Genomic DNA, 21,222 nt, shown 5'->3' with positions numbered 1-21,222 from the left:
TGCTCCTCGGGACGGGCCCTGGCTCGGAGGCGGCATGGGAGCCGTGGCAGGGCAGGGGGCACCCGGCGACCGACGTCGCCACGGGTGGGGGAGGGGAGGTGCGCCGGGCTGGAGAGAGGTCGCCGGGCGGTGCGGGTCGTGCGGCGGTGCGGGTCATACGGGGGTGCGGGTCGTACGGGGGTGCGGGCCGTGCGGCGGTCAGCCGGAGGACGCGTCGGCTGCCGGGTCCTGCGCGGTGTCCTGCTGCGCCGGGTCCTGCGCGGTGTCCTGCTGCGCCGGGTCCTGCGCGATGTCCGACGGGTGCGCGGCCAGCGGGGTGACCGTGATGGTCATGTACGGGAACAGCGGCAGGCCCCACAGGATCTGGTGCAGCTGCTCGTTGCTGTCGACGGCGAAGACGCTGAGGTTGGCGTACTGGCCGACACAGCGCCAGATGCGCGGCCAGTGGCCCGAGCGCTGCCAGCGCTGGGAGTAGGCCTTCTCCCGGGCGAGGAGGTCGTCGCGTGCCGCCGGGTCCATGTCCGGCGGCAGCGCGACGTCCATCCGCACCGCGTACAGCTCGCTCACGTGGGGTCCAGCGCGAAGTCGTAGGTGACCTCCTCGCCCTGTCCGGAGGCGGCCGGGGTCGGGTGCAGGACCAGCTCCGGCTTCACGGCCTGGGCGACGTCGTCCTCGACGTGCTGCCCGCCCGCGAAGTACAGCTGCGTGGTGACCAGCTGCTTGCCGGGGGCCGACACCTTCAGGTGCAGGTGGGCCGGGCGCCACGCGTGCCAGCCGGCCGCCGCGATCAGCGCGCCGCACGAGCCGTCGGTGGGGATCTGGTAGGGCGCGGGCTCGATCGTGTGGAACGCGAACCGGCCGTCGGCGCCGGTGAGGACGGTGCCCCGCAGGTTCCACTCGGGGATGCCCGGCGCGAACTGCGAGTAGTAGCCGTCGTCGTCGGCGTGCCACAGCTCGACCCGCGCGTCCTCGATCGGGGTGCCGTCGAGGTCGGTGACGGTGCCCTGGAACACGAACGGCGTGCCCTTCTCGCCGTCGCGCATCGGCAGGGTGGCCTCGCTGCGGGACTCCGGCGAGCCCGGGATGTAGTACGGGCCCTCGATGGTGCCGACGGCGCCCTTGCGGTCGGCGTTGGCGACCTCCTCGACCACGTGCTCGATCCACACGTCGAGGAACAGCGGCCACTCGCCGTCCTCACCGACCCGGATCAGCCACGCCTTGAGGGCGTCGTACTCGGCGTAGGTCACCCCGTGCTTGCGGATGACCTCGTGCAGGGCCGTGATGGCGTCGGTGGCGATGGCGGACACGCGCGCCTGGTCGACGGTGGCGGCGTTGCGCTCCTTCTGGGCGAAGCGCTCGGTGGCGTTGCGGCCGGAGCCAGCCGCGGTCGGGTTGACGTCGGTCGCGGTCATGGTGGTCCTCCTGCGTCGTTGCGGTTGGGGTGTGGTGCGGATGGGACGGCGGCCTGCCTGCCGGCCCCGTCCAGGGGCTCGCCGCGGCCCCGTCCCGGGCAGGCCCCGTCCGGAGGCTCGCCGCGAGCTCGCGAGCGGTGAAGCGGACGGGGTCCTTTCCCCTCAGGCGTCCTGGCGGTAGCGGGCGAGCTTGTCGGGGTCGATGTCGATGCCGATCCCGGGTCCGGGACGGACGGCGAGCTCGCCGCCGGAGATCTCCAGCGGCTCGGTGAGCAGGTCGTCGCTCATGTCCAGGAAGTTGGAGAGCTCACCGGCCCGGCGTGCGGAGTGCCGGTGGGCGGCGCCGAAGGCCACGGTGCAGGCGGTGCCGACCTGGCCGTCGATCTGGTTGCCCATGACGACCTCGACGCCGAGGCCCTCGCACTGGTGCAGGATGCGCTGGGAGGTGCTGAACCCGGTGCGGGCCGTCTTGATGCTGATCATGGTGGCCGCGCCGTCCAGCAGCTCGCGGGTCACCTGGCCGGGCGTCGTGGCGCTCTCGTCGGCCACGGTGGGCACCGACGTCCGGGAGGTGAGCCAGCGCCGGCCCAGGACGTCGTCGGCCGGGCAGAGCTCCTCGGACAGCGTCAGGCCCAGGTCGGCCATCGCGTCGAGGGCACGGGCCGCCTCCGACGGCGTCCAGCCCCGGTTGCCGTCGACGTAGAGCTCCACGTCCGGCCCGAGCGCCGCCCGCAGGGCGCGGCAGGCGCCGACGTCGAGCTCCACCGGGCGCCGGCCCACCTTCACCTTGAAGGTGCGGATGCCGTGGGTGTCGCGGACCCGCTCGGCCTCGGCGACCATCTCGGCGTCGGAGGAGAACCCGACCATGTGCGACACCCGCATCCGGTCGGTGAAGCCGCCCAGCAGAGCCGAGACCGACACCCCGAGCGTGCGGCCCAGCGCGTCCCAGATCGCCATGTCCACGGCCGCCTTGGCGGCCGGGTTGCCGACGGTGCGCTCCATCCGCGCGGAGGCGGTCTCGCGCTCCAGCAGGGTGAGGTCCACCAGCTGCGGCGCGAAGAGCTTGTCGACCACCGCGATGATGGACTCCTGGGTCTCGCCGTAGGTGTAGGGCCGCGGCGGGGCCTCCGCCACGCCGACGACGCCGTCGTCGGTGTGCACCCGGACCAGCACGTGGTCGGCGACGTGCACCTCGCCGCTGGCGAAGCGCAGCGGCTTCTTGTACGGGATCGCGAACGGGATCGCCTCGATCCGGACGATCTTCACCGGGTGCCTCCCAGGGGGGCGGTGTCTGGTGCGGTCGGGGTGGGGAACCCCGTGTCGGGCACGAGGAAGCCGTTGGCCTCCAGCGCGTCGAGCAGCCGGGCGAGGGCGGGGGAGCGGTCCTCGCGCCGCCAGGCCAGCGCCAGGTCGATGTGCACGTCGTCGGCGACGGGCACGAAGCTGACCCCGTCGACGCGCAGCGCCAGCACGGACTCGGGCAGCAGGGCCACGCCCAGGCCGGCGGCGACGAGCGTGAGCACGATCGAGGTCTCCGCGGCCTGGTGGGTGCGCCGGGGCAGGAAGCCCGCGGCGAGGCAGGCCTGGGTCACGACGGTGTCCACGACGGAGCCCTCGGCGCCGTAGAACACGAAGTCCTCGTCCCGCAGTTCGGTCAGCCCGACCGGCTCGTCACCGGCGAGACGGTGGCTGCTGGACGCAGCGAGGACCAGCCGTTCCCGGGTGACCAGCCGGGACGACAGCCCCGTTCGGCGCAGCGGTGGACGCAGCACGGCGAGGTCGATCCGATCCTCCTCGAGGGCCAGTTCCTGCGCCGGGGTGAGCAGGTCGGACTGGAACCGCAGCACCAGTCCAGGGACCTCCCGGGCGGCGATCCGGGCCAGCTGGGGCAGCTGGCGGAGCGCCGCCAACCCGGTCGCCCCGACGCGGAGGAGGCCGGTGCTGCCGGCGCCGACCAGCTGGACCCGGGTCCGCGCGGCCTCGATCGAGTCGAGGATGCGCTCGGCGTCCTGCAGGAACGCCTCGCCGGCGGGCGTGAGTTCGACCCGCCGCGTCGTCCGGGTGAACAGCGCGGTCCCGAGCTGGGCCTCCAGCTGGCGGATGGCCTGGGACAGCGGGGACTGGGCCATGTGCAGGCGTTCGGCCGCCCGCCCGAAGTGGCGGGTCCGGGCGACGGTGACGAAGTAGTGCAGCTGGCGGATCTCCACGTGCCCTCCTCCGTCGATCGGTCGGCTGCCGGCTCGGCGTCCAGGGGACGCGCCGTGCCACAGCGGCTGTGACGCACTCAACGTAGAGGCCCCGGCCATGTATCGACAAAGACCTAGTTCCGCTCGATTGAGACGCCAGGAGTCTTGATTAATGCCTGGTCAGGACTAGGCACATTGCTGACGCGAACGTGACCGGCGCCACCCACAGTTAGGGGCAGCGCAATCGACCACCGCCCACTGGACCGGAGGCCCGCCATGACAGTCGACGCCACCCAGCTCAACGACGTCCTCGCCGACGCCGTCATCGACGACCCCGAGGCCGGCATCTACCGGGCCAATCGTCGGATCTTCACCGACGAGGAGATCTTCGAGCTCGAGATGACCCACATCTTCGAGGGCAACTGGGTCTACCTCGCGCACGAGAGCCAGGTCCCGAACGCAGGGGACTACTTCACCACCTACATCGGCCGCCAGCCGGTCGTCATCACGCGCGACAAGAGCGGCGAGCTGCACTGCCTCATCAACGCCTGCGCGCACCGCGGCGCGATGCTGTGCCGCCGCAAGACGGACAACAGGATGACGTTGACCTGCCCGTTCCACGGCTGGACGTTCCGCAACGACGGCACGCTGCTCAAGGTCAAGGACCCCGACGGCGCCGGCTACCCCGCCAGCTTCAACAAGGAGGGCTCGCACAACCTGGTCAAGGTCGCGCGGTTCGACAGCTACCGCGGGTTCCTCTTCGGCAGCGTCAACCCGGACGTGAGCACGCTCGCCGAGCACCTCGGTGACACGACCAAGGTCATCGACATGCTCGTCGACCAGTCGCCGGAGGGGCTGGAGGTGCTGCGCGGCGCCTCGACCTACACCTACGACGGCAACTGGAAGGTCCAGGCCGAGAACGGTGCCGACGGCTACCACGTCAGCGCGACCCACTGGAACTACGCGGCCACGACCTCGCGGCGCAGCACGGGGGAGTCGAAGAACACGACCAAGGCGCTGGACGCCGGCGGCTGGGGCAAGTCCGGTGGCGGCTACTGGTCCTACCCCAACGGGCACCTGTGCCTGTGGACCTGGGCGGCCAACCCGGAGGACCGCCCGCTGTGGGACCGCATGGACGAGCTCAAGGCCCAGTTCGGCGAGGCCAAGGGCGAGTTCATGGTCAAGGGTTCCCGCAACCTGTGCATCTACCCGAACGTCTACCTGATGGACCAGTTCAGCACCCAGATCCGGCACTTCCGGCCGATCTCGCCCGAGCAGACCGAGGTCACCATCTACTGCATCGCGCCCAAGGGCGAGAGCGCCGAGGCCCGTGAGCACCGGATCCGCCAGTACGAGGACTTCTTCAACGCCTCGGGCATGGCCACCCCGGACGACCTGGAGGAGTTCCGCTCCTGCCAGCTCACCTTCCGGGCGACCGCCGCGCCCTGGAACGACATGAGCCGCGGTGCCGAGCACTGGCTCAACGGGCCGGACCCGGTCGCCAAGGCCCTCGGGATGGACGGCGTCATCTCCGCGGGGCAGCGCAACGAGGACGAGGGGCTGTACCCGATCCAGCACGGCTACTGGCTGCAGACCATGCGCGCCGCCGTCGAGAAGCAGGCCGGCGTGTCCACCGCGACCCGGGAGGGCTGATCCCCGTGACCACCACCCAGAACCCCGTGCAGACCCCGACCGAGGCGGCGCCCGCGGGCGGGAAGCTCATCACCCAGAACATGATCGAGCAGTTCCTCTACCGCGAGGCCCGCTACCTCGACGACCGCGAGTTCGAGAAGTGGCTGGAGTGCTACGCCGACGACGTCGTCTTCTGGATGCCGTCGTGGGCCGACGACGACCGGCTCACCGAGGACCCGCACCGGGAGATGTCCCTCATCTACTACTCGAACAAGGGTGGCCTCGAGGACCGCGTCTTCCGGATCCGCACCGAGCGCTCCAGCGCGACGTCGCTGCCCGAGCCGCGCACGAGCCACAACATCACCAACGTCGAGGTGATCGAGCGCCGGGGCGACCTGGTCGACATCCGGTTCAACTGGCACACGATGTACTTCCGCTACAAGACCGTCGACCCCTACTACGGGACGTCGTTCTACACGATCGACTTCTCCGGGCCCGCGCCGCTCATCCGGCGCAAGACCGTGGTGCTGAAGAACGACTACATCCACCACGTCGTCGACGTCTACCACCTCTGAGCAGCGGCTCCACCAGGCTGTTCCCCTCCAGGCCGCTGTTCCTCCGACGTACGGAGATCTCCATGGACCACCGCGTGGCACTCGCGTTCGAGGACGGGGTCACCCGTTTCATCACCTGCCGGGACGACCAGACCGTCGCCGACGCGTCCTACCGGTCGCGGATCAACATCCCGCTGGACTGCCGTGACGGCGTCTGCGGCACCTGCAAGGCCCTCTGCGAGTCGGGCGACTTCGACATGGGCGGCTACCTCGAGGACGCGCTGTCGGACGACGAGGCCGAGAGCGGGTACGTGCTGACCTGCAGCATGAAGCCGCGCTCGGACCTGGTGCTGCAGATCGCGTCCACCTCCGCGGTGGCCAAGACCAGCGCCGCCACCCACCGCGGTCGGATCACCGCGCTGGACCGGCTGTCCCCGACGACGGTCGGGCTGACCGTGGAGATCGACGACCGGGACGCCCTGGCGTTCCTCCCCGGGCAGTACGTCAACATCGCCGTCCCGGGGACCGAGGAGTCCCGGTCGTACTCCTTCAGCAGCGCTCCGCAGGACCAGGAGCTGACCTTCCTGGTCAAGCTCACGCCCGGCGGCGTCATGTCGACCTACCTGGAGGAGCGCGCCGCGGTCGGGAACGAGATCACCTTCACCGGTCCGCACGGCAGCTTCTTCCTGCGCGAGTCCGACGCCCCACTGCTGCTGCTGGCCGGCGGCACCGGGCTGGCGCCGATCCTGTCCATCCTGCGGACGCTGGAGGGCAACCGCAGCGACCGGCAGATGCACCTGGTCTACGGGGTCACGACCGACGACGACCTGGTCGAGATGGAGGTCATCGAGCGGCTCGCGGGCGGCATCGAGGGGCTCACCTGGGACTACTGCGTCGCCGACCCGGCCACGAAGGCCCCCAACCAGGGCTACGTCACCGGCCTCTACGGGCCCGAGCACCTGCACGATGGCGGTGCCGCGGTGTACCTCTGCGGCCCACCGGCCATGGTCGAGGCGGTCCGCAAGCACGTCGCCGGGCTGGGGGTGGCTCCCTCGGGCTTCTACTACGAGAAGTTCGCGTTGGCCGCGGTCCCGACGGAGGCCGCCGAGGAGGTCGTCCAGCCGGAGCCCGAGGCCGTCGTGCCGGAGTCCGAGGCGGTCGCTCCCGAGCCCCCGCCGGTGCCGGTCGTCGTCCCGGACACCGTCGCCGAGCTGCTGGCCCTGGACGGCCGGGAGGGGCGGACGTCGGCCGGGCAGGGCTTGTTCCCGCCGGTGGAGCTGACCCCCCTCGGCGCCGACGGAGCCGGGCCGCGCACCGAGTCGCCGTCGGACATGTGGCGGGTGGCGGGGCAGCAGCTGGGGGAACCGTTCCCCACCGGGGACGTCCTGCCCGTGGACGACGCCGAGGACCTCGTGCCCGCCGTCGGTGCCCGCGCCGTCGCCGGTCAGGAGATGCTGCCCCAGGTGGAGCTGGAGCAGCTCACCCCGCCGGCACCCCCCGCGCCGGCCGGTCAGCCGGACGCCGGGACCGAGGACGCAGCGGTCGAGCCGACCCTGACCCCCGAGGGCTACTCCATCACGGCCGACGGGTACGAGATCGGCGAGGAGCACCCGTCGGTGCACGAGTCCGACGCCATCTTCGACGCCCGCCGTGCGCTGGAGCTCGGCGCGGCCGAGCTCACCATCGGTCGCCTGACCCACCAGCAGCTCATCGGCTACCGGGTGCTGGCCGAGGCCACCGTGCCCTACGTCGAGGGCGACCGGTTCGTGGACGCGGCGGCCTACACCGAGACCAACGCCGCCTTCCACGACTACCTGTTCACCCTCACCGGCAACGAGCACCTGCTGCGCGCCTACCAGGCGCTCGGCGTCAAGGGGCACATGGAGGAGTCCCTCCGCTCGGCCACCTGGTGCCACCCCCGGTGCGCGCAGGACCACCTCGACATCGTCGAGGCGTTCCGGGAACAGGACCGCGAGCGGGCCCGGGTCCTCATCACCGAGCACGCGGAACGGTCCAAGGAGACCACCCGCCGGGCCATGCACGACCTCGCCGCGGGACGCCGTCCCCGGTTCGTGACGCCGGGCCGGTTCGCCGGTCAGGTCGTCCTGGTCACCGGTGCCGGGCAGGGGATCGGCGAGCGCACGGCCCGGCGGATCAGCGCAGAGGGCGGGACCCTGGTGCTGGCCGACCGCGCCGAGCTGGTGCGCGACCTGGCCCAGGAGCTGGGGCAGCCCGGCTCCGAGGCGATCCCCGTCGTCGCCGACCTGGAGACCTGGGAGGGCGCGAAGTCCGTCGTGGACGCCGCGCTGGCGCGCTTCGGCCGCATCGACGTCGCCGTCCACACCGTCGGCGGCACGATCTGGGCCAAGCCGTTCGAGCACTACCCACCCGAGCAGATCCAGGCCGAGATCAACCGGTCCCTGTGGCCGACGCTGTGGTGCTGCCGCGCCGTCGTCCCGCACATGGTGGAGCGGGGGCGAGGCACCATCGTCAACGTGTCCTCGGTGGCCACCCGTGGGGTCAACCGCCTCCCGTACGCCGCGGCCAAGGGCGGGGTCAACGCCATCACCACCGCGCTTGCCCTCGAGATGGCCCCGCACGGCGTGCGGGTCGTCGCCACCGCCCCGGGCGGGACCGACGCCCCACCACGCCGCACCCCGCGCGGCCCGGCGCCGGAGACGGAGCTGGAGCAGTCCTGGTACCGGTCGATCGTCGACCAGACGGTCGAGTCCTCGCTGCTCAAGCGGTACGGGACGCTGGACGAGCAGGCCGCGGCCATCACCTTCCTGGCGTCGGAGGAGGCTTCCTACATCACCGGGACCATCCTGCCCGTGGCCGGTGGCGACCTGGGCTGAACCGCTGGGCGGGAGGCTGCGCACGGGGCAGTCCCCGGCCTCCCGGCCCTACGGTGTCGACGTGAGCGCGACCGACGAGGACGCCCACGTCGTGGGGCTGGCCACCGAGACCGCGCAGCTCGAGGCGCTGCTCCGCCGCGCCTGCGCCGGCGGGCCGGTGGTGGTCGTCGTCGAGGGCCCGGCCGCGATCGGCAAGACCACCCTGCTGCGCCGGTTCCTGCGTCGGCACCCCGAGGTGCCGACGACGGCGGCCGCCGGGCTGCCGTGGGAGAGCAGCCGGGCCGGGGCGCTGGCCCGGCGGCTCCTCGACGACGACCCCGGGGACCACCCGGCGCGGCCGGCCGGCGACGACCCCGTCGACCTCGGCACCGCACTCGCCCGGCAGTGGGAGACCCGGGCCCGGGAGGAGCCGCTGCTCGTCGTCGTCGACGACGCGCACCACGCGGACCCGGTGTCCCTGCAGGCGATCGCCTCCGCGGTCGCGCGCACCCACCGCGCCCCCGTGCTGCTGCTGCTCGCCCGGACCACCGGCCGGCCGGACGCCGGCACCGTGGAGGCCGACGCCGTCCTCGACCGGCTCGCGGCCACCTCCGTCCCCGTGCTGCGCCTCGGACCGGCCGAGACCCGGCTGCTCGCCGCACGGGTCGCGGCGGCCGACCTCCCGATGCCCGTCGCCCGGCGGCTCTGCGAGCACACCGCCGGCATCCCCGGCCACCTCCTGGAGCTGTTCCGCGACACCCCACCGGCCCGCTGGTCGAACTGGCAGACGCGGCTCCCCGCGCCGGCCAGCGTGCAGCGCCGCGTGCACCAGGCCCTCGACCGCTGCTCCCCGGAGGCACGGGCGCTGGTCGAGGCGGCGGCCGTGCTCGGCCGGGACCCCGTGCTCGCCGACGCGGCGACCCTGGCCGGGCTCACCGACCCGATCGCCGCCCTCGACGAGGCCTGTGCCGCCGGCCTCCTGGCGACCGCCGCCGGTCACGGCCTGGACGCGCTCGCCTTCCCGGAGCGGTTCATCCGTGGGGCCGTCCACGCGACCCTCTCGCCGCGGGCGCGGCACGAGCTCCACCTCCGCGCGGCCGCGGTGGTCACCGACGACACCGAGCGACTCCGCCACCGGGTCGAGGCGGCACCGCTGCCGGACGTGCGCCTCGCCGACGAGCTGGTGGACCTGGCGCGGCGCAAGGCCGACGAGGGGGCGTGGGCCGTCGTCGCGGGCGCGCTCATCGACGCCAGCCGCATCAGCCCCACCCGGGCCGACCGCGAGGCCCGCCTCATCCAGGCCGTCGACGCGCTGGCCGGAGCGGGTCTGCTCGGGCAGGCCGTGGACGCGCTCCCCGAGGTCGAGGCGCTGCCCACCGACCCCCGCCGCGACGCCGTCCTGGCCTACGTCGCCGTCCAGCGCGGCCGCCGCGCCGAGGCCGCCGCCCACCTCGACACCGCCTGGCGTCTCCGGGGGACCGACCGCGGAGCCGCCGCCGTCGTCTGCCAGCGGTACGTGCTCCACGCCCTGGCCGACTGGGACGGCGACGAACTGGTCCGGTGGGCCGGCCGGGCCGTCGAGCACGCCGAGCCCGGCTCGCCCGCAGCCGTCGAGTCCCGCGCCATCGCGGGGCTGGGCCACGCCGCCCGGGGCTGCGTCGACGAGGCGTTCACCACCTACCGGCACGCGGTCGCCGAGAGCCCGGCGGGACCCCAGCACCAGCGCGCGCGCATGGGCCTGGGCTGGTTGTACCTGGCGCAGGACCAGCCCGAGGCAGCCCGGCGCGAGCTGGAGTTCGCCGTCCCGACCGTGCGGCAGGCCGGCTCGAACCGGATCTCCCTGTGGGCCCTGGTGTGGCTGGCCCGCACCCGCTTCGCCCTGGGCGACTGGTCCGGGGCCCTGGACGCGGTCGGTCAGGCCGAGGCCCTGCTCAGCGCCACCGGGCTGGACCTGCTGCGTCCCCTCGTCCACTGGACCGGCGCCCAGGTCCACGCCCTGCGCGGGGAGCACGAGGACGCCGAGCGCCACCTGCAGCTCGGCGCGGCCACCGAGCACGACTACACCGTCATGACCGTTCCTGCGCTGCTCGCGCGGGCGCACGTGGCCGAGGCGGCGTCGGACTACGACGCGGTCGTCCGCCACCTCGCCCCCCTCGCCGTCCGGACGCCGCGCGGCGGTCTCGACGAACCGGGGTTCTGGCCCTGGCACGACGTCTACGCCAACGCCCTCGTCGTCACCGACCGGCTCCCCGAGGCGGAGGCGTTCCTCCTCCCGCTCGAGGCCACGGCGCGGCGCCGGGGGCACCGCTCGGTGAGCGCCCGGCTCGGCTACGTGCGCGGCCGGCTGCTGGCCGCCCGCGGCGACCTGCCCGGCGCGGAGGAGGCGTTCGAGCAGGCGCGGGCACGACTGGCCGTGCTGCCGCTGCCGTACGAGCGCGCACGGGTGGACTTCGCCCACGGCATCACCCTGCGCCGCGCCGGCCGACGGCGGGACGCCGCCGCGCTGCTCACCACGGCACGCCAGTCGTTCGCCGCGCTCGGCGCCCGGGTCTACGTGGAGCGCTGCGACCGGGAGCTCAAGACCGGCCGGCCCACGCCCCGGGGGGCCGAGGCCGACGCGCAGGGCCTCACCGAGCAGGAGCGGACCGTCGCCACCCTCGTCGCGACCGGCCTGACCAACAAGGAGGTGGCCGCGTCGATGCTGCTGTCGGTCAAGACCGTCCAGTTCCACCTCACCCGGGTCTACGCCAAGCTCGGTGTCCGGTCCCGTTCCGAACTCGCCGCACGCTTCTCCCGCGGGCCCGCTCCCAGGGGGAACGGGGGCCGCGGTCCGGGGGTCGGTGTCCCGGCCCCCCGGTAGGAGCCCGGGCCGTCGCGGGGTCCCGCCGCGGGTCCAGGTGCAGCGCCCGCAGCCACGTCAGCCGCGGAGGTCCTCCCTCAGTCGCCGAGGTGCTCCCGCAGCGCGGCGCCCACTGCGCCGGGGTGGGTGGCGTTGGGCAGGTGGGCGGCCCCGGGGACGACGACGAACCGGCTCTCCGGGATGCCGTCGGCGAGCAGCCGGACCATGTCGACCGGAGTCGCCGGGTCCTCGGCGCCGGCGACCACGAGGGTCGGGGCGGTGATGTCCTGGAGCCGGTCGCGGACGTCGAAGGCGCCGATCGCCTCGCAGCAGGCGGCGTAGCCCTCCGCGGAGGTGGCCCTCAGCACGTCCAGCAGCCGTTCGGCCGCGGCCGGCTCCTGCTCGGCCCACTCCTCGGTGAACCAGGTGCCGGTGCGCGAGGGCACGAGGACCTCGGTGCCCTGCTCGCGCACCTGGGCGGCCCGCACCGCCCACGACGGCGGATCGGCGAACCGGGCCGCGGAGGCGATGACGGCCAGCCGGTCCAGCCGGTCGGGGACGGTGAGCGCGAGCTGCAGGCCGATCGCCCCGCCGATGGAGACACCGGCGTGGGAGAAGCGGTCGACGGCCAGCTCGTCGAGCAGCCCCAGCACGTCACCGGCGAGGTCGGCGATCGTGCACGGCCCGGGCACGACCTGCGAGCCGCCGTGCCCGCGCAGGTCGTAGCGGAGCACCCGGTGCGTGCGGCTGAACTCGGCGACCTGGAGGTCGAACAGGCCGGTGTCGGTGCCCAGCGACGGGCCGAGCACGAGCACCGGGGCGCCGGCCGGGCCGTCCTCGACGGCGTGCAGGCGTGCGGTCACGCGACCTCCCCGGGGACGGCGGACCCGCGACCGGACGGTGCCCCGGGACCCGTCACGGGTTGGCCGACAGCGCCGACGGGTGCTCGGTCAGCGGGGTCACCGCGATCGTCATGAACGGGAACAGCGGGAGGTTCCACAGGATCTCGTGCAGCTCGTCGCTGGAGCCGACGTCGAAGACGCTGATGTTGCTGTACTGGCCGACCACCCGCCACAGGTGCACCCACGTGCCGCTGCGTTGCAGCTCCAGCGCCCGGGCCTTCTCGGTGGTGATCAGCCGGGTGCGCTCCTCGGGGTCGAGGTCGTGCGGGACGGCGACGTCCATGCGGACGTGGAACAGCATGCTCAGTTCCTCCTGGAGCGGGCGACGGCGGCCGAGTCGGGACCCGCCCGGGGACCTGGGCCCTCGGGCGGGTGCGGGGAGCCCCGGACCGGTTCCGGCTCCCCGCCGTCCGGTCCGAGGCCCCTGCGTCACGCGGCCTGTGCGCCGGTGTCGCGCTCCAGCACGAAGTCGTACTCGACGCGTCCGGTGCCGTCGCCCTGCTCCTGGGGATCGAGGACGAGCTCGGGCTTGACCGCGGAGGCGACGTCGCTGTCGAGCCACTCACCGCCGCGGAAGTAGAGCTGGGTGGTGATGGCCCGGTGGCCCGGAGCGCTGACGATCAGGTGCAGGTGGGCCGGGCGCCACGGGTGCCAGCCGGCGGCGGTGATCAGCTTGCCGGTGGGCCCGTCGGTGGGGATCTGGTACGGCGCGGGCTGGACGGTGTGGATCTCGAACCGGCCCTCGTCGTCGGCCACCACCAGGGCGCGCAGGTTGCCCTCGGGCAGGTGCGGGGCGAACCCGGAGTAGTAGCCGTCGGCGTCGGCCTGCCACATGTCGATCTCGGCGTTGGGGGCCGGGTTGCCGTCCACGTCCCGGACCTGCCCGGCGAAGACGAGGCGACTGCCCTTCTCGTCCTCGCGCATCGGCAGGGTGGCGGGGGAGGTGATCCGCTTCTGGCCGGGCAGGTAGTACGGGCCCAGGATGGTGCCCTTGGTGCCCTGCTGGGTCTCGGCCTGCACCTCCTCGACCACGTGCTCGACGAAGACGTCCAGGAACAGCGGCCACTCCCCGCCCTCGCCGACCTGGATCAGCCACGCCTTGGCGGCCTGGAACTCCGGATAGGTCACCTTGTGCTCCCGGATGGCCGAGTGCACACCGTCCAGGACCGACCGGACCACCGCGTCGACCCGTTCCGGGGGCACCTTGCGGGCGGCCTCGTACATCTCGGTGGTCAGGAACGACTCCGTCGCGCTGGCCCCCGAGCCGGCGGCGGTGGGGCTGTCCTGGGTGTCGGTCATGGCGTGCTCCTCGGATGTCGGCGCGGTAGTCCGGCCGCCGTCAGGGGCCGGGCCTGCGATTCCGGGATGGACGAGCTGCCATCGTCGCCGACGCGGTGCGGAGCCGTCCAGGCGTCGCGCGCTCGACCGGCCGCTGGCCAGCAGCTTCGCCGCCGCGGACCGGTCGTCGGTCTCAATGCAGGGCGATTGTGCACGACCTCCGTCCAGGCTGCGGATGGCACCACGGCGACGCGGCAGCACCCCTACGCTGCAGCGATCCGAGCCGCACCGCCGGACGGACCCGCCGGCATCCCCGGGTGACCGCTGTGGTCCGGACGGCGGCGCGGCACGGCCCACCTCCGACGACCCGCTCCGACGACCCGCTCGAGACCCACCCCGCACCCGGCGCGGACCCGTGGCCCCGGCCCAGCGGTGCCCACGGAGCTGTCCGGCCACGCCAGCACAGCAGGAGGTCCTCGATGTCGATCACCACCGGTGGTCCACCGGACGCCGCCACGGAGCGGAGCCCGGAACAGGAGGCCCGGCGCCGCCGTACCGTGGTCTGGGTCGTCGCGCTGGCCACCGCCGGGCTCGTCTTCGACGGGTACGACCTGGTCGTCTACGGCACCGTGGTCCCGTTGTTCCTCGCCGATCCCGGCGAGATCGGGCAGGTCACCCCCGCCGTCGCCGGCGCACTGGGCAGCTACGCGCTGTTCGGCGTCCTGGTCGGCGCCCTGCTCGCCGGCAGCGTCGCCGACATCGTGGGCCGCCGCAAGGTCATGCTCACGGCGTACGCGTGGTTCTCCATCGGCATGGGCGTGACCGCCCTGATGGACAGCACCGGCGGGTTCGGCCTGATGCGGTTCGTCACCGGCCTCGGCGTCGGGGCCCTGGTCGCCACCACCGGCGCCCTGGTCGCCGAGTACGCGCCCCCGGGGAAGAAGAACCTCGCCAACGCCATCACCTACTCCGGCGTGCCGATCGGGAGCCTGCTGGCCGCGCTGCTGGCGATCCTCCTGCTGGACCGGATCGGCTGGCGCGGCATGTTCTGGATCGGCGCCCTCCCGCTGGTGACCCTGCTGCCGTTGGCCTTCGTCAAGATGCCGGAGTCGCCGAGCTGGCTCGCCTCCCGAGGTCGTTCCGAGGAGGCCCGGAGGATCTCCGAGCGCACCGGCGTGCCGATCAGCGCGCCCGCCACGCCGGTCGCCACCACCGCGGCGCCGGCCCCGCGCCAGCGGGCGGGCTTCGCGGGCCTGTTCGGGCGCGAGTACTGGTTCCCCACCGTGGTGCTGGGGCTGATGAGCGCCACCGGGCTGATCCTCGTCTACGTCCTGAACACCTGGCTGCCCGAGCTCATGGGTCGTGCCGGCTACTCGACGCAGGGCTCGCTGTCCTTCCTGCTGGTGCTCAACGGCGGCGCGGTCGTCGCGGCCCTGCTGGCCTCCCGGCTGGCCGACCGGTTCGGGCCCAAGATGGTGGTCGTCGCGTCCTTCTTGCTCGGTGCGGTCGGGCTGCTGCTGCTCACCGTCGACGCCCCGCTGGCGCTGCTCCTGCTCTTCGTCGCCGTCGTCGGGGCGGGTACCAGCGGCACCCAGATCCTGATCTACGGCTTCGTGGCGAACTACTACCGCCCGAACGTGCGCGGCGCGGGGGTGGCGTGGTGCGCCGGGTTCGGGCGGCTGGGCGGGGTCGCCGGCCCCCTGGTGGGCGGCCTCCTCGTCGCCGCGGGGCTCGGGTTGGAGGCGATCTTCTACGTGCTGACCGGCCTGGCGGCCTTCGGCGCCCTCCTGACCCTGCTGGTGCCCGTGGCCCGACGGGGAGCGGCGGTCACGGCCGTGCCGGTGGAGCCGACCGCCGCACCACGGCCCTCCGCCGGGCGATGAGCGCCGGTCGGGCGGACCCGCTCGCGGCAGCGGCCGGTCCGGCGGTCCCCTACTCGTCCACGGAGGTGGGCAACGGTGTATGAGCGGATCCTGGTCGCGATCGATGCGCACCCGACGGAGGAGAACGCGTCGGCGATCCGGCGCACCGAGCAGATCGGCACGCTGACCGGAGCCACGGTGCACGTGCTGCACGTGGCCCGGGGGCACATCGTCCCGGAGGACATCACCGGCGGTTCGGCCCGCCTCGGCGTCTGGTCGGCGGAGGACGACGCCGAGGACGCCGACCGTGCGGCGGTGCAGCAGCTGGTCGACCGGCTGAGCGCCGCGGGCATCGACGCCCACGGGGAGATCGTCGTCGCCACGGAGCACGACGCCGCCGACGTCATCCTGCAGCGGGCCGAGGCCCTCGACGTGGACCTGCTCGTGCTGGGCCACCAGCACCACCGGGGATCCTGGACCGCGGAACGGGTGATCCACCGGCACCCGCCGTACTCGATCCTGCTGGCCCGGCCTCCCCAGCAGCAGCGGCGATAGGGGCCCGGTCGATCGGCCCGGCTCGACCCACTGGCCCGTGGGCGGCCCCGACCGGCCCGGGCCGGGCCGGTGCGCGACGATCCGGGACGGCGACGCCTGCCGCTCCCGTGTCGGGCCGCGGGGTGAGGTACGCCGCCTCGAGTGCCGATGCGGGCAGCTCAGCGCGCGGTCCTCTCCCGGGTCGGGTACGACCTCAGCCGCGTGGCGACCAGACGGGAACGGAGCAGATGAGACCCCAGCGCGCCGACGAGAACGCCGGAACCGGAGCGGCGGTGCGTGAGCACCTGCTCGAGCGCCCCGTCCGGCCCCTGCCCGGCCCGCGCCGGCTGCTGCGGGACGCCGGGGGCGTCTACGCCGCCAACGGACTCATCGGCCTGGTGTTCGCGGCCACCGGTCCGGTCGCGGTGATCCTGGCGGTGGGCGCGCAGGGCGGGCTGTCCCAGCGGGAGCTGGCCTCGTGGGTCTTCGGCGCCTTCTTCCTCAACGGCGTCCTCACCGTCGTGGCGTGCTGGCTGTACCGGCAGCCGCTGGCCTTCTTCTGGACGATCCCGGGCACGGTGCTCGTCGGGCCGGCCCTGACCCACCTCACCTGGCCGCAGGTGGTCGGCGCCTTCTTCGCCACCGGCCTGCTCGTCCTCCTCCTGGGGCTGAGCGGGTGGGTGCGCCGGGCCATGGCGGTCGTCCCGATGCCGATCGTGATGGCCATGGTCGCCGGGATCTTCCTGCGGTTCGGGATCGACCTGGTGCACTCCCTACGGGACGACGTGGGGATCGCCGCCCCCATGGTCCTGGCCTTCCTGCTGCTCAGCGCGCTGCCGGGGCTGGGGCGGCGGATCCCGCCGATCATCGGGGCGCTCATCGTCGGGGCGGTAGCGGTGGTGGTGTCCGGCCGGTTCCGCCCCGCCGGAGCCGCGGAGTGGTTCGCCGCGCCGGTGCTCCAGGCGCCCGAGTGGTCGCTGCAGGCCGTGCTGGAGCTGGTCGTGCCGCTGGCCATCACCGTGCTGGTGGTGCAGAACGGCCAGGGGATCGCGGTGCTGCGCTCCGCCGGACACGCGCCACCGATCAACGTCGTCACCGTCGCCTGCGGCGCCTGGTCGCTGCTCACCGCGGCGGTGGGCACGGTGTCGACCTGCCTGACCGGGCCGACGAACGCCCTGCTCTCGGCCTCCGGGGAGCGATCCCGGCAGTACACCGCCGGGGTCGCCTGCGGCCTGCTGGCCATGCTGTTCGGTCTGTTCGCGCCGCTGTTCACCAGCGCCATGCTGGCCACGCCGCCGGCCTTCATCGCCACGCTCGGCGGCCTGGCCCTGCTGCGAGTGCTGCAGGGGTCCTTCGTCGCGGCGTTCAGCAGACGGTTCACCCTCGGCGCCCTCGTCACCTTCGTGGTGACCGTCGCCGACGTGACGGTGCTGAACGTCGGGGCCGCCTTCTGGGGTCTGCTCGCCGGCTTGGCCGTGTCCGGGCTGCTGGAGCGCCCGGACTTCTCCCCGGCCCCGAGCTGAGCGCCGTCCCGGGGGTCGGCGACCGCACGCACGGTCGGGGATCAGCCCCCCGGGGCGGGCTGCACCCGTCGAGCTCGAGGCGTCCACGGTGGCGTGGTGGTCGACCGCTCGAGGTACTGGAGGGCGTCGCCGACCGTGGTGAACCGCGCCCACTCGTCGTCGGGGACGAGCACGCCGAAGCGGTCCTCGGCCGCGACGACGACCTCGACCATCGTCAGGGAGTCGATGCCGAGGTCCTCGGTGAAGGACTTCTCCGGGGCGATGTCGGTGGGGTCGATGCCGGCGACCGTGCCCAGGACCTCCGCCAGCCCCTGCTCCAGCTCGTCTCGTGCCATCGGGATCCTGCCTCCGGTCGGTGCGGGGGCGCTCCGTCGCTCAGCGGGACGCGGGAGCGGACGCCTGGAGCGCCTGCTGCACGTCGTACTCGTGGATCCAGCCGAAGTCCTCCGGGAACCTCGCCATCTTCGCGTCCCGCATCCGGGCAGCCGGTCCCTCGGGCAGGTGGAGCAGGGAGTTGGTGACCCAGGAGCTGCGCTGGATCGCGCGCGTCCGGGCCCGGCGGAGCGTCTGGTACCGGGAGAACACCGGCGCCAGGTCCTCGCCGGGTCCGGCGTCGGCGACCAGTGCGGCCAGGGCGAAGGCATCCTCGATCGAGGTGTTGGCGCCCTGTCCCTGGTGCGGCAGCATGCCGTGGGCGGCGTCGCCGAGGACGACGACCCGGCCCCGGTACCAGCGCAGCAGGGGGCGCACCGTGAACAGCCCCCAGCGGATGGGGCTCTCGGCCGCTCTGATCATCTCGGTGACGGCGGGGTGCCAGCCTCGGAAGGAGGCGACCGGGACGTCCTCGTGGACCTCGGCCACCGTGCCGTCGTGCAGCCAGCTCGGAGGGCCTTCCACCACCGCGAAGAAGTTGACCAGCTCTCCGGTGCCGCCGATCGCGTAGTGCAGCAGGTGCGCGTCGGGGCCCATCCAGAACTGGATGGCGCGCGGGTCCGGCAGTGAGGGCAGGTTCTCGGTGGGCACGATGCCGCGGAAGGCGCTGGTGCCGGAGTAGACGGCGTCGTCCGCGCCGGTGACCCACCGGCGGACGGTGGACCGCACGCCGTCGGCGCCGACGACCACGTCGGCGTGTTCCACCCGGCCGTTGGCGAACTCCAGGACGACCGAGTCGCGCTCGGGGACGAGATCGGTCAGCCGGCAACCGAGGTGCAGGTGCTCGGCGCCGAACGCGCCGCTGAGGGTCTTCTGCAGGTCGGCGCGGTGGATGCCGAAGTACGGCGCGCCGAACCGGTCCACGTAGGCGTTGCCCTCGGCGACCGGGTGGGCGGCGATGCGGCTGCCGTCCTGCCAGTGGCGGTGGACCAGCTCGGTGGGGATCGTGGCGGCCGCGGCCAGCTCGTCGAGCAGGCCCAGCCGGGCGTACTCCCGGGTGGCGTTGGCCGACAGCGCGATCGCCGCGCCGATCTCGGTCAGGTGCGCGGCCTGCTCGAACACCTCGGCCCGCACACCCCGTTCCCGCAACGCCAGGGCCAGGGACAGTCCTCCGATGCCGGCTCCGACGATCGCGATCCGGAGGTCGGTGTGCCTCATGCGGCTGGACGCTAGCCAGTGCGGCGCAGTCCCGGACAGGAGTGCCGGCCCGGTCACTCGTCGGCCGCCGTGACTCGTCGCGAGCGCTTCGCCACCGCCTGTGCGGCGTTCCGCCGCGGCGTCCCGCCGGGCTGGTGGGTGTGGTCCTCGCCGAGCCGGTCCCGCACAGTGAGCGCACGGTCCGGGAGGAGTGACGGCGCTGCGGCCGCCGACCGTCTTCCTCCTCTCCGTTTGCTGTGACGTGCGTCACAACCTACGTTCAGGCCGCTCGCATTCGCGGGACGGTCTGGCAGCACGCCGAATCCTGCCGCTGGCCGGGCCGACCTCGACTCACCTGAGGCAGGAACGGGAGATCGCAGGCCCTCCGGGTCGCGTCAGCGGCCCTCGGGGTGAAGCCGTGACCGTCACGGCCGGGCAGTCCTCCCGCCCGAACCCGACAGCTCATCCCGCAGGCGCGCTCGGAGGATCTCATGCACCAGCACATCTTCGGCATGCCCCGTCCGGTCCGGGCGGTGCCACCCCTCCGTCTGGGCATCGTGGTGGTCCTGGCGCTCGTCGCCCTTGCCGTACCGGCCCCGGCGATGGCCGCGTCCGACGCCTCGACCAGTGCAGCAGCGGACCTGTGCGCGAGCGTCGCTTCGCGAGCCGGATTCAGCGGCGACAGGCTCGTCACCGCGGTCGCGGTCGGCATGGGGGAGTCGTCCTGCCGTCCGGACGCCCAGAACGCCAACGGTCCGACGAAGGGCTGTCCGAACGGTTCGGTGGACCGCGGTCTCTGGCAGATCAACAGCTGCTGGCACCCCTCGGTCTCCAAGAGCTGCGCCTACGACGCCCAGTGCAACGCCAACGCCGCCTACCGGATCTCCGCCAAGGGCACCAACTTCAGGCCGTGGGTGGCCTACACCAACGGCTCGTACCGGAACCACCTGGAAGCGGCCCGGGCCGCGGTCGGCCGACTCACCCAGACCTGATCCACCGGAGCACCTCACCGTGCCCGCACCCAGGAGGCGTTGCGGGGGCACGCCGGCGGGATCAGCGTGCCCTCCCACGGCAGACCCGTCCGGACGACCCCGTCGGCCCGGCGAGCCGAGCCGGGCTCCCGCAACGCCTCCCGGTGCCCGGTCGCAGGACCCCCTGCGCCCGGGTCGGCGCAGGGCCACCAGGGCTCAGGCGAGGGGGAGCGGCGGCGTCGGGGTGGGTCGGGACCCCGCACCGACACGCCCGCGCCCGAGACCAGGTCCCAACCGCTGGGTCTGCCTCGTCAGTGGCGCACTCCTGCTGGTGCTGCTCGGTGCGCCGGCTCAGGCGGCGTCGGCACCGCAGCAGTGTGCAGCCGGCTCCGTCCGGCTCACCTTCGACGACGGGCCCCACGCGTCCGCCACGCCCGACATCCTGGACACGCTGGCGGAACGGGGAGTGGAGGCGACGTTCTTCGTCACCGGTGAGATGACCGCCGCCCGACCCGACATCGTGCGTCGCGCCCGCGAGGAGGGGCACCGGATCGGGAACCACTCGTGGAGCCACGCGAAGCTCACCACGCTGGACCGGGCGCAGGTGGAATCCCAGCTGCGGCGCACCAACGAGGCCATCGAGCAGGCCACGGGGAGCTCTCCGAGCGAGTGGCGCCCGCCGTACGGCGCCACCAGCGACCTCGTGGCGGCGGCCGCCCGGGAGGTCGGCCTGGACTCGATGGTGCTGTGGACCGTCGACCCCCGCGACTGGGCGGATCCGCCGGCGACGACGATCCGGGACCGGGTGCTGCAGAGCGTGCAGCCGGGGAGCGTCGTGCTCCTGCACGACGCCACGGGGCAGAACACCCCCGCAGCCCTGCCCATGATCCTGGACGGGCTGGCCGAGAGGGGCTACTGCACGCAGTGAGGTGCCCTCGTGAGGACGTGCCACTCCCGGCGGCGTGCTGCCGGGCCGCTCCCCGGTGCGGCAGGAGGAAGCCCCCTGACCCTCACCCCCGGGCTCGCCACCGGCGGGCGCGGGCCGCCGCGGACCCGCGCCTCTGCCGGCCGGCGCGGCCCGACCGCCTCCGGAGGTGCTCCGACCACCGGTGTGACCACCCCGGGC

Annotated in this window: 18 protein-coding genes and 1 riboswitch; of the genes, 9 read left to right on the top strand and 9 right to left on the bottom strand. The window is 73.6% G+C overall.

Features of this window, described 5'->3' with window-relative positions; all coding sequences use genetic code 11:
• Window positions 1-198: 198 nt before the first annotated feature.
• From catC (ACWIX7_RS27065) to ACWIX7_RS27050, 4 genes are all read right to left on the bottom strand, one after another.
• Window positions 199-567: a muconolactone Delta-isomerase gene (gene catC, locus ACWIX7_RS27065; RefSeq protein ID WP_448619487.1), complete on the bottom strand. Its 369-nt coding sequence runs from the start codon at window positions 565-567 to the stop codon at window positions 199-201.
• On the bottom strand, window positions 564-1,412 hold the full coding sequence (catA, locus tag ACWIX7_RS27060; RefSeq protein WP_448619486.1) for a catechol 1,2-dioxygenase: 849 nt from the start codon (window positions 1,410-1,412) through the stop codon (window positions 564-566). Before catA (ACWIX7_RS27060) ends, catC (ACWIX7_RS27065) begins: the two co-directional genes overlap by 4 nt.
• Window positions 1,413-1,574: 162 nt before the next feature.
• Window positions 1,575-2,678 (bottom strand): mandelate racemase/muconate lactonizing enzyme family protein, encoded by a 1,104-nt coding sequence (locus ACWIX7_RS27055; protein ID WP_448619485.1) that lies wholly within the window; start codon window positions 2,676-2,678, stop codon window positions 1,575-1,577.
• Window positions 2,675-3,619: a LysR substrate-binding domain-containing protein gene (locus tag ACWIX7_RS27050; protein WP_448619484.1), complete on the bottom strand. Its 945-nt coding sequence runs from the start codon at window positions 3,617-3,619 to the stop codon at window positions 2,675-2,677. The genes ACWIX7_RS27055 and ACWIX7_RS27050 overlap by 4 nt, the downstream gene beginning before the upstream one ends.
• Before the next feature lie 255 nt (window positions 3,620-3,874).
• On the opposite strand from ACWIX7_RS27050, the gene benA reads away from it, so the two are divergent.
• The 4 genes from benA (at window position 3,875) to ACWIX7_RS27030 (ending at window position 11,478) form a co-directional block, all read left to right on the top strand.
• Window positions 3,875-5,251: a benzoate 1,2-dioxygenase large subunit gene (gene benA, locus ACWIX7_RS27045; protein ID WP_448619483.1), complete on the top strand. Its 1,377-nt coding sequence runs from the start codon at window positions 3,875-3,877 to the stop codon at window positions 5,249-5,251.
• A gap of 5 nt (window positions 5,252-5,256) precedes the next feature.
• Complete coding sequence (gene benB, locus ACWIX7_RS27040) at window positions 5,257-5,805, top strand: benzoate 1,2-dioxygenase small subunit (protein WP_175479399.1); 549 nt, start codon at window positions 5,257-5,259, stop codon at window positions 5,803-5,805.
• Window positions 5,806-5,879: 74 nt separating this feature from the next.
• Entirely contained in the window at window positions 5,880-8,639 is a 2,760-nt protein-coding gene (gene benC / locus ACWIX7_RS27035; RefSeq protein ID WP_448619482.1) for a benzoate 1,2-dioxygenase electron transfer component BenC, read from the top strand.
• Window positions 8,640-8,700: 61 nt separating this feature from the next.
• The gene (locus ACWIX7_RS27030; RefSeq protein WP_448619481.1) at window positions 8,701-11,478 is read left to right on the top strand and encodes an AAA family ATPase; all 2,778 of its coding nucleotides are present in this window, start codon (window positions 8,701-8,703) and stop codon (window positions 11,476-11,478) included.
• Window positions 11,479-11,555: 77 nt separating this feature from the next.
• On the opposite strand, the gene pcaD is transcribed toward ACWIX7_RS27030, so the two are convergent.
• The 3 genes from pcaD to catA (ACWIX7_RS27015) all read right to left on the bottom strand — a co-directional run bounded on the left by pcaD (window position 11,556) and on the right by catA (ACWIX7_RS27015) (window position 13,658).
• Complete coding sequence (pcaD, locus tag ACWIX7_RS27025) at window positions 11,556-12,320, bottom strand: 3-oxoadipate enol-lactonase (RefSeq protein WP_448619480.1); 765 nt, start codon at window positions 12,318-12,320, stop codon at window positions 11,556-11,558.
• Window positions 12,321-12,372: 52 nt separating this feature from the next.
• A complete protein-coding gene (gene catC, locus ACWIX7_RS27020; RefSeq protein WP_448619479.1) occupies window positions 12,373-12,660 on the bottom strand; it encodes a muconolactone Delta-isomerase in 288 nt (95 codons plus the stop codon).
• A gap of 128 nt (window positions 12,661-12,788) precedes the next feature.
• The gene (gene catA, locus ACWIX7_RS27015; RefSeq protein ID WP_448619478.1) at window positions 12,789-13,658 is read right to left on the bottom strand and encodes a catechol 1,2-dioxygenase; all 870 of its coding nucleotides are present in this window, start codon (window positions 13,656-13,658) and stop codon (window positions 12,789-12,791) included.
• Between the two features lie 458 nt (window positions 13,659-14,116).
• Here catA (ACWIX7_RS27015) and ACWIX7_RS27010 point away from each other — a divergent pair, with 458 nt between their 5' ends.
• The 3 genes from ACWIX7_RS27010 to ACWIX7_RS27000 all read left to right on the top strand — a co-directional run bounded on the left by ACWIX7_RS27010 (window position 14,117) and on the right by ACWIX7_RS27000 (window position 17,556).
• Window positions 14,117-15,520: an MFS transporter gene (locus ACWIX7_RS27010; RefSeq protein ID WP_448619477.1), complete on the top strand. Its 1,404-nt coding sequence runs from the start codon at window positions 14,117-14,119 to the stop codon at window positions 15,518-15,520.
• A 75-nt stretch (window positions 15,521-15,595) separates the two neighbouring features.
• Window positions 15,596-16,054, top strand: coding sequence for a universal stress protein (locus tag ACWIX7_RS27005; protein ID WP_448619476.1), 459 nt, complete (start codon window positions 15,596-15,598; stop codon window positions 16,052-16,054).
• 227 nt (window positions 16,055-16,281) lie between these two features.
• A complete protein-coding gene (locus tag ACWIX7_RS27000; RefSeq protein WP_448619475.1) occupies window positions 16,282-17,556 on the top strand; it encodes a benzoate/H(+) symporter BenE family transporter in 1,275 nt (424 codons plus the stop codon).
• Window positions 17,557-17,597: 41 nt separating this feature from the next.
• Here ACWIX7_RS27000 and ACWIX7_RS26995 read toward each other — a convergent pair whose 3' ends face one another.
• Complete coding sequence (locus ACWIX7_RS26995; protein ID WP_448619474.1) at window positions 17,598-17,891, bottom strand: acyl carrier protein; 294 nt, start codon at window positions 17,889-17,891, stop codon at window positions 17,598-17,600.
• A gap of 40 nt (window positions 17,892-17,931) precedes the next feature.
• Window positions 17,932-19,146, bottom strand: coding sequence for an FAD-dependent monooxygenase (locus ACWIX7_RS26990; RefSeq protein WP_448619473.1), 1,215 nt, complete (start codon window positions 19,144-19,146; stop codon window positions 17,932-17,934).
• A gap of 285 nt (window positions 19,147-19,431) precedes the next feature.
• A riboswitch (cyclic di-AMP (ydaO/yuaA leader) is annotated at window positions 19,432-19,615 on the top strand.
• A 1-nt stretch (window position 19,616) separates the two neighbouring features.
• Between ACWIX7_RS26990 and ACWIX7_RS26985 the strand changes: the two genes are divergently transcribed.
• The gene (locus tag ACWIX7_RS26985; protein ID WP_448619472.1) at window positions 19,617-20,117 is read left to right on the top strand and encodes a hypothetical protein; all 501 of its coding nucleotides are present in this window, start codon (window positions 19,617-19,619) and stop codon (window positions 20,115-20,117) included.
• A gap of 310 nt (window positions 20,118-20,427) precedes the next feature.
• Complete coding sequence (locus tag ACWIX7_RS26980) at window positions 20,428-21,024, top strand: polysaccharide deacetylase family protein (protein ID WP_448619471.1); 597 nt, start codon at window positions 20,428-20,430, stop codon at window positions 21,022-21,024.
• The last annotated feature ends 198 nt before the right edge of the window (window positions 21,025-21,222 follow it).

It is taken from the genome of Geodermatophilus sp. URMC 65 (assembly GCF_053502545.1).
This window is presented reverse-complemented; position numbering and strand designations above follow the sequence as displayed.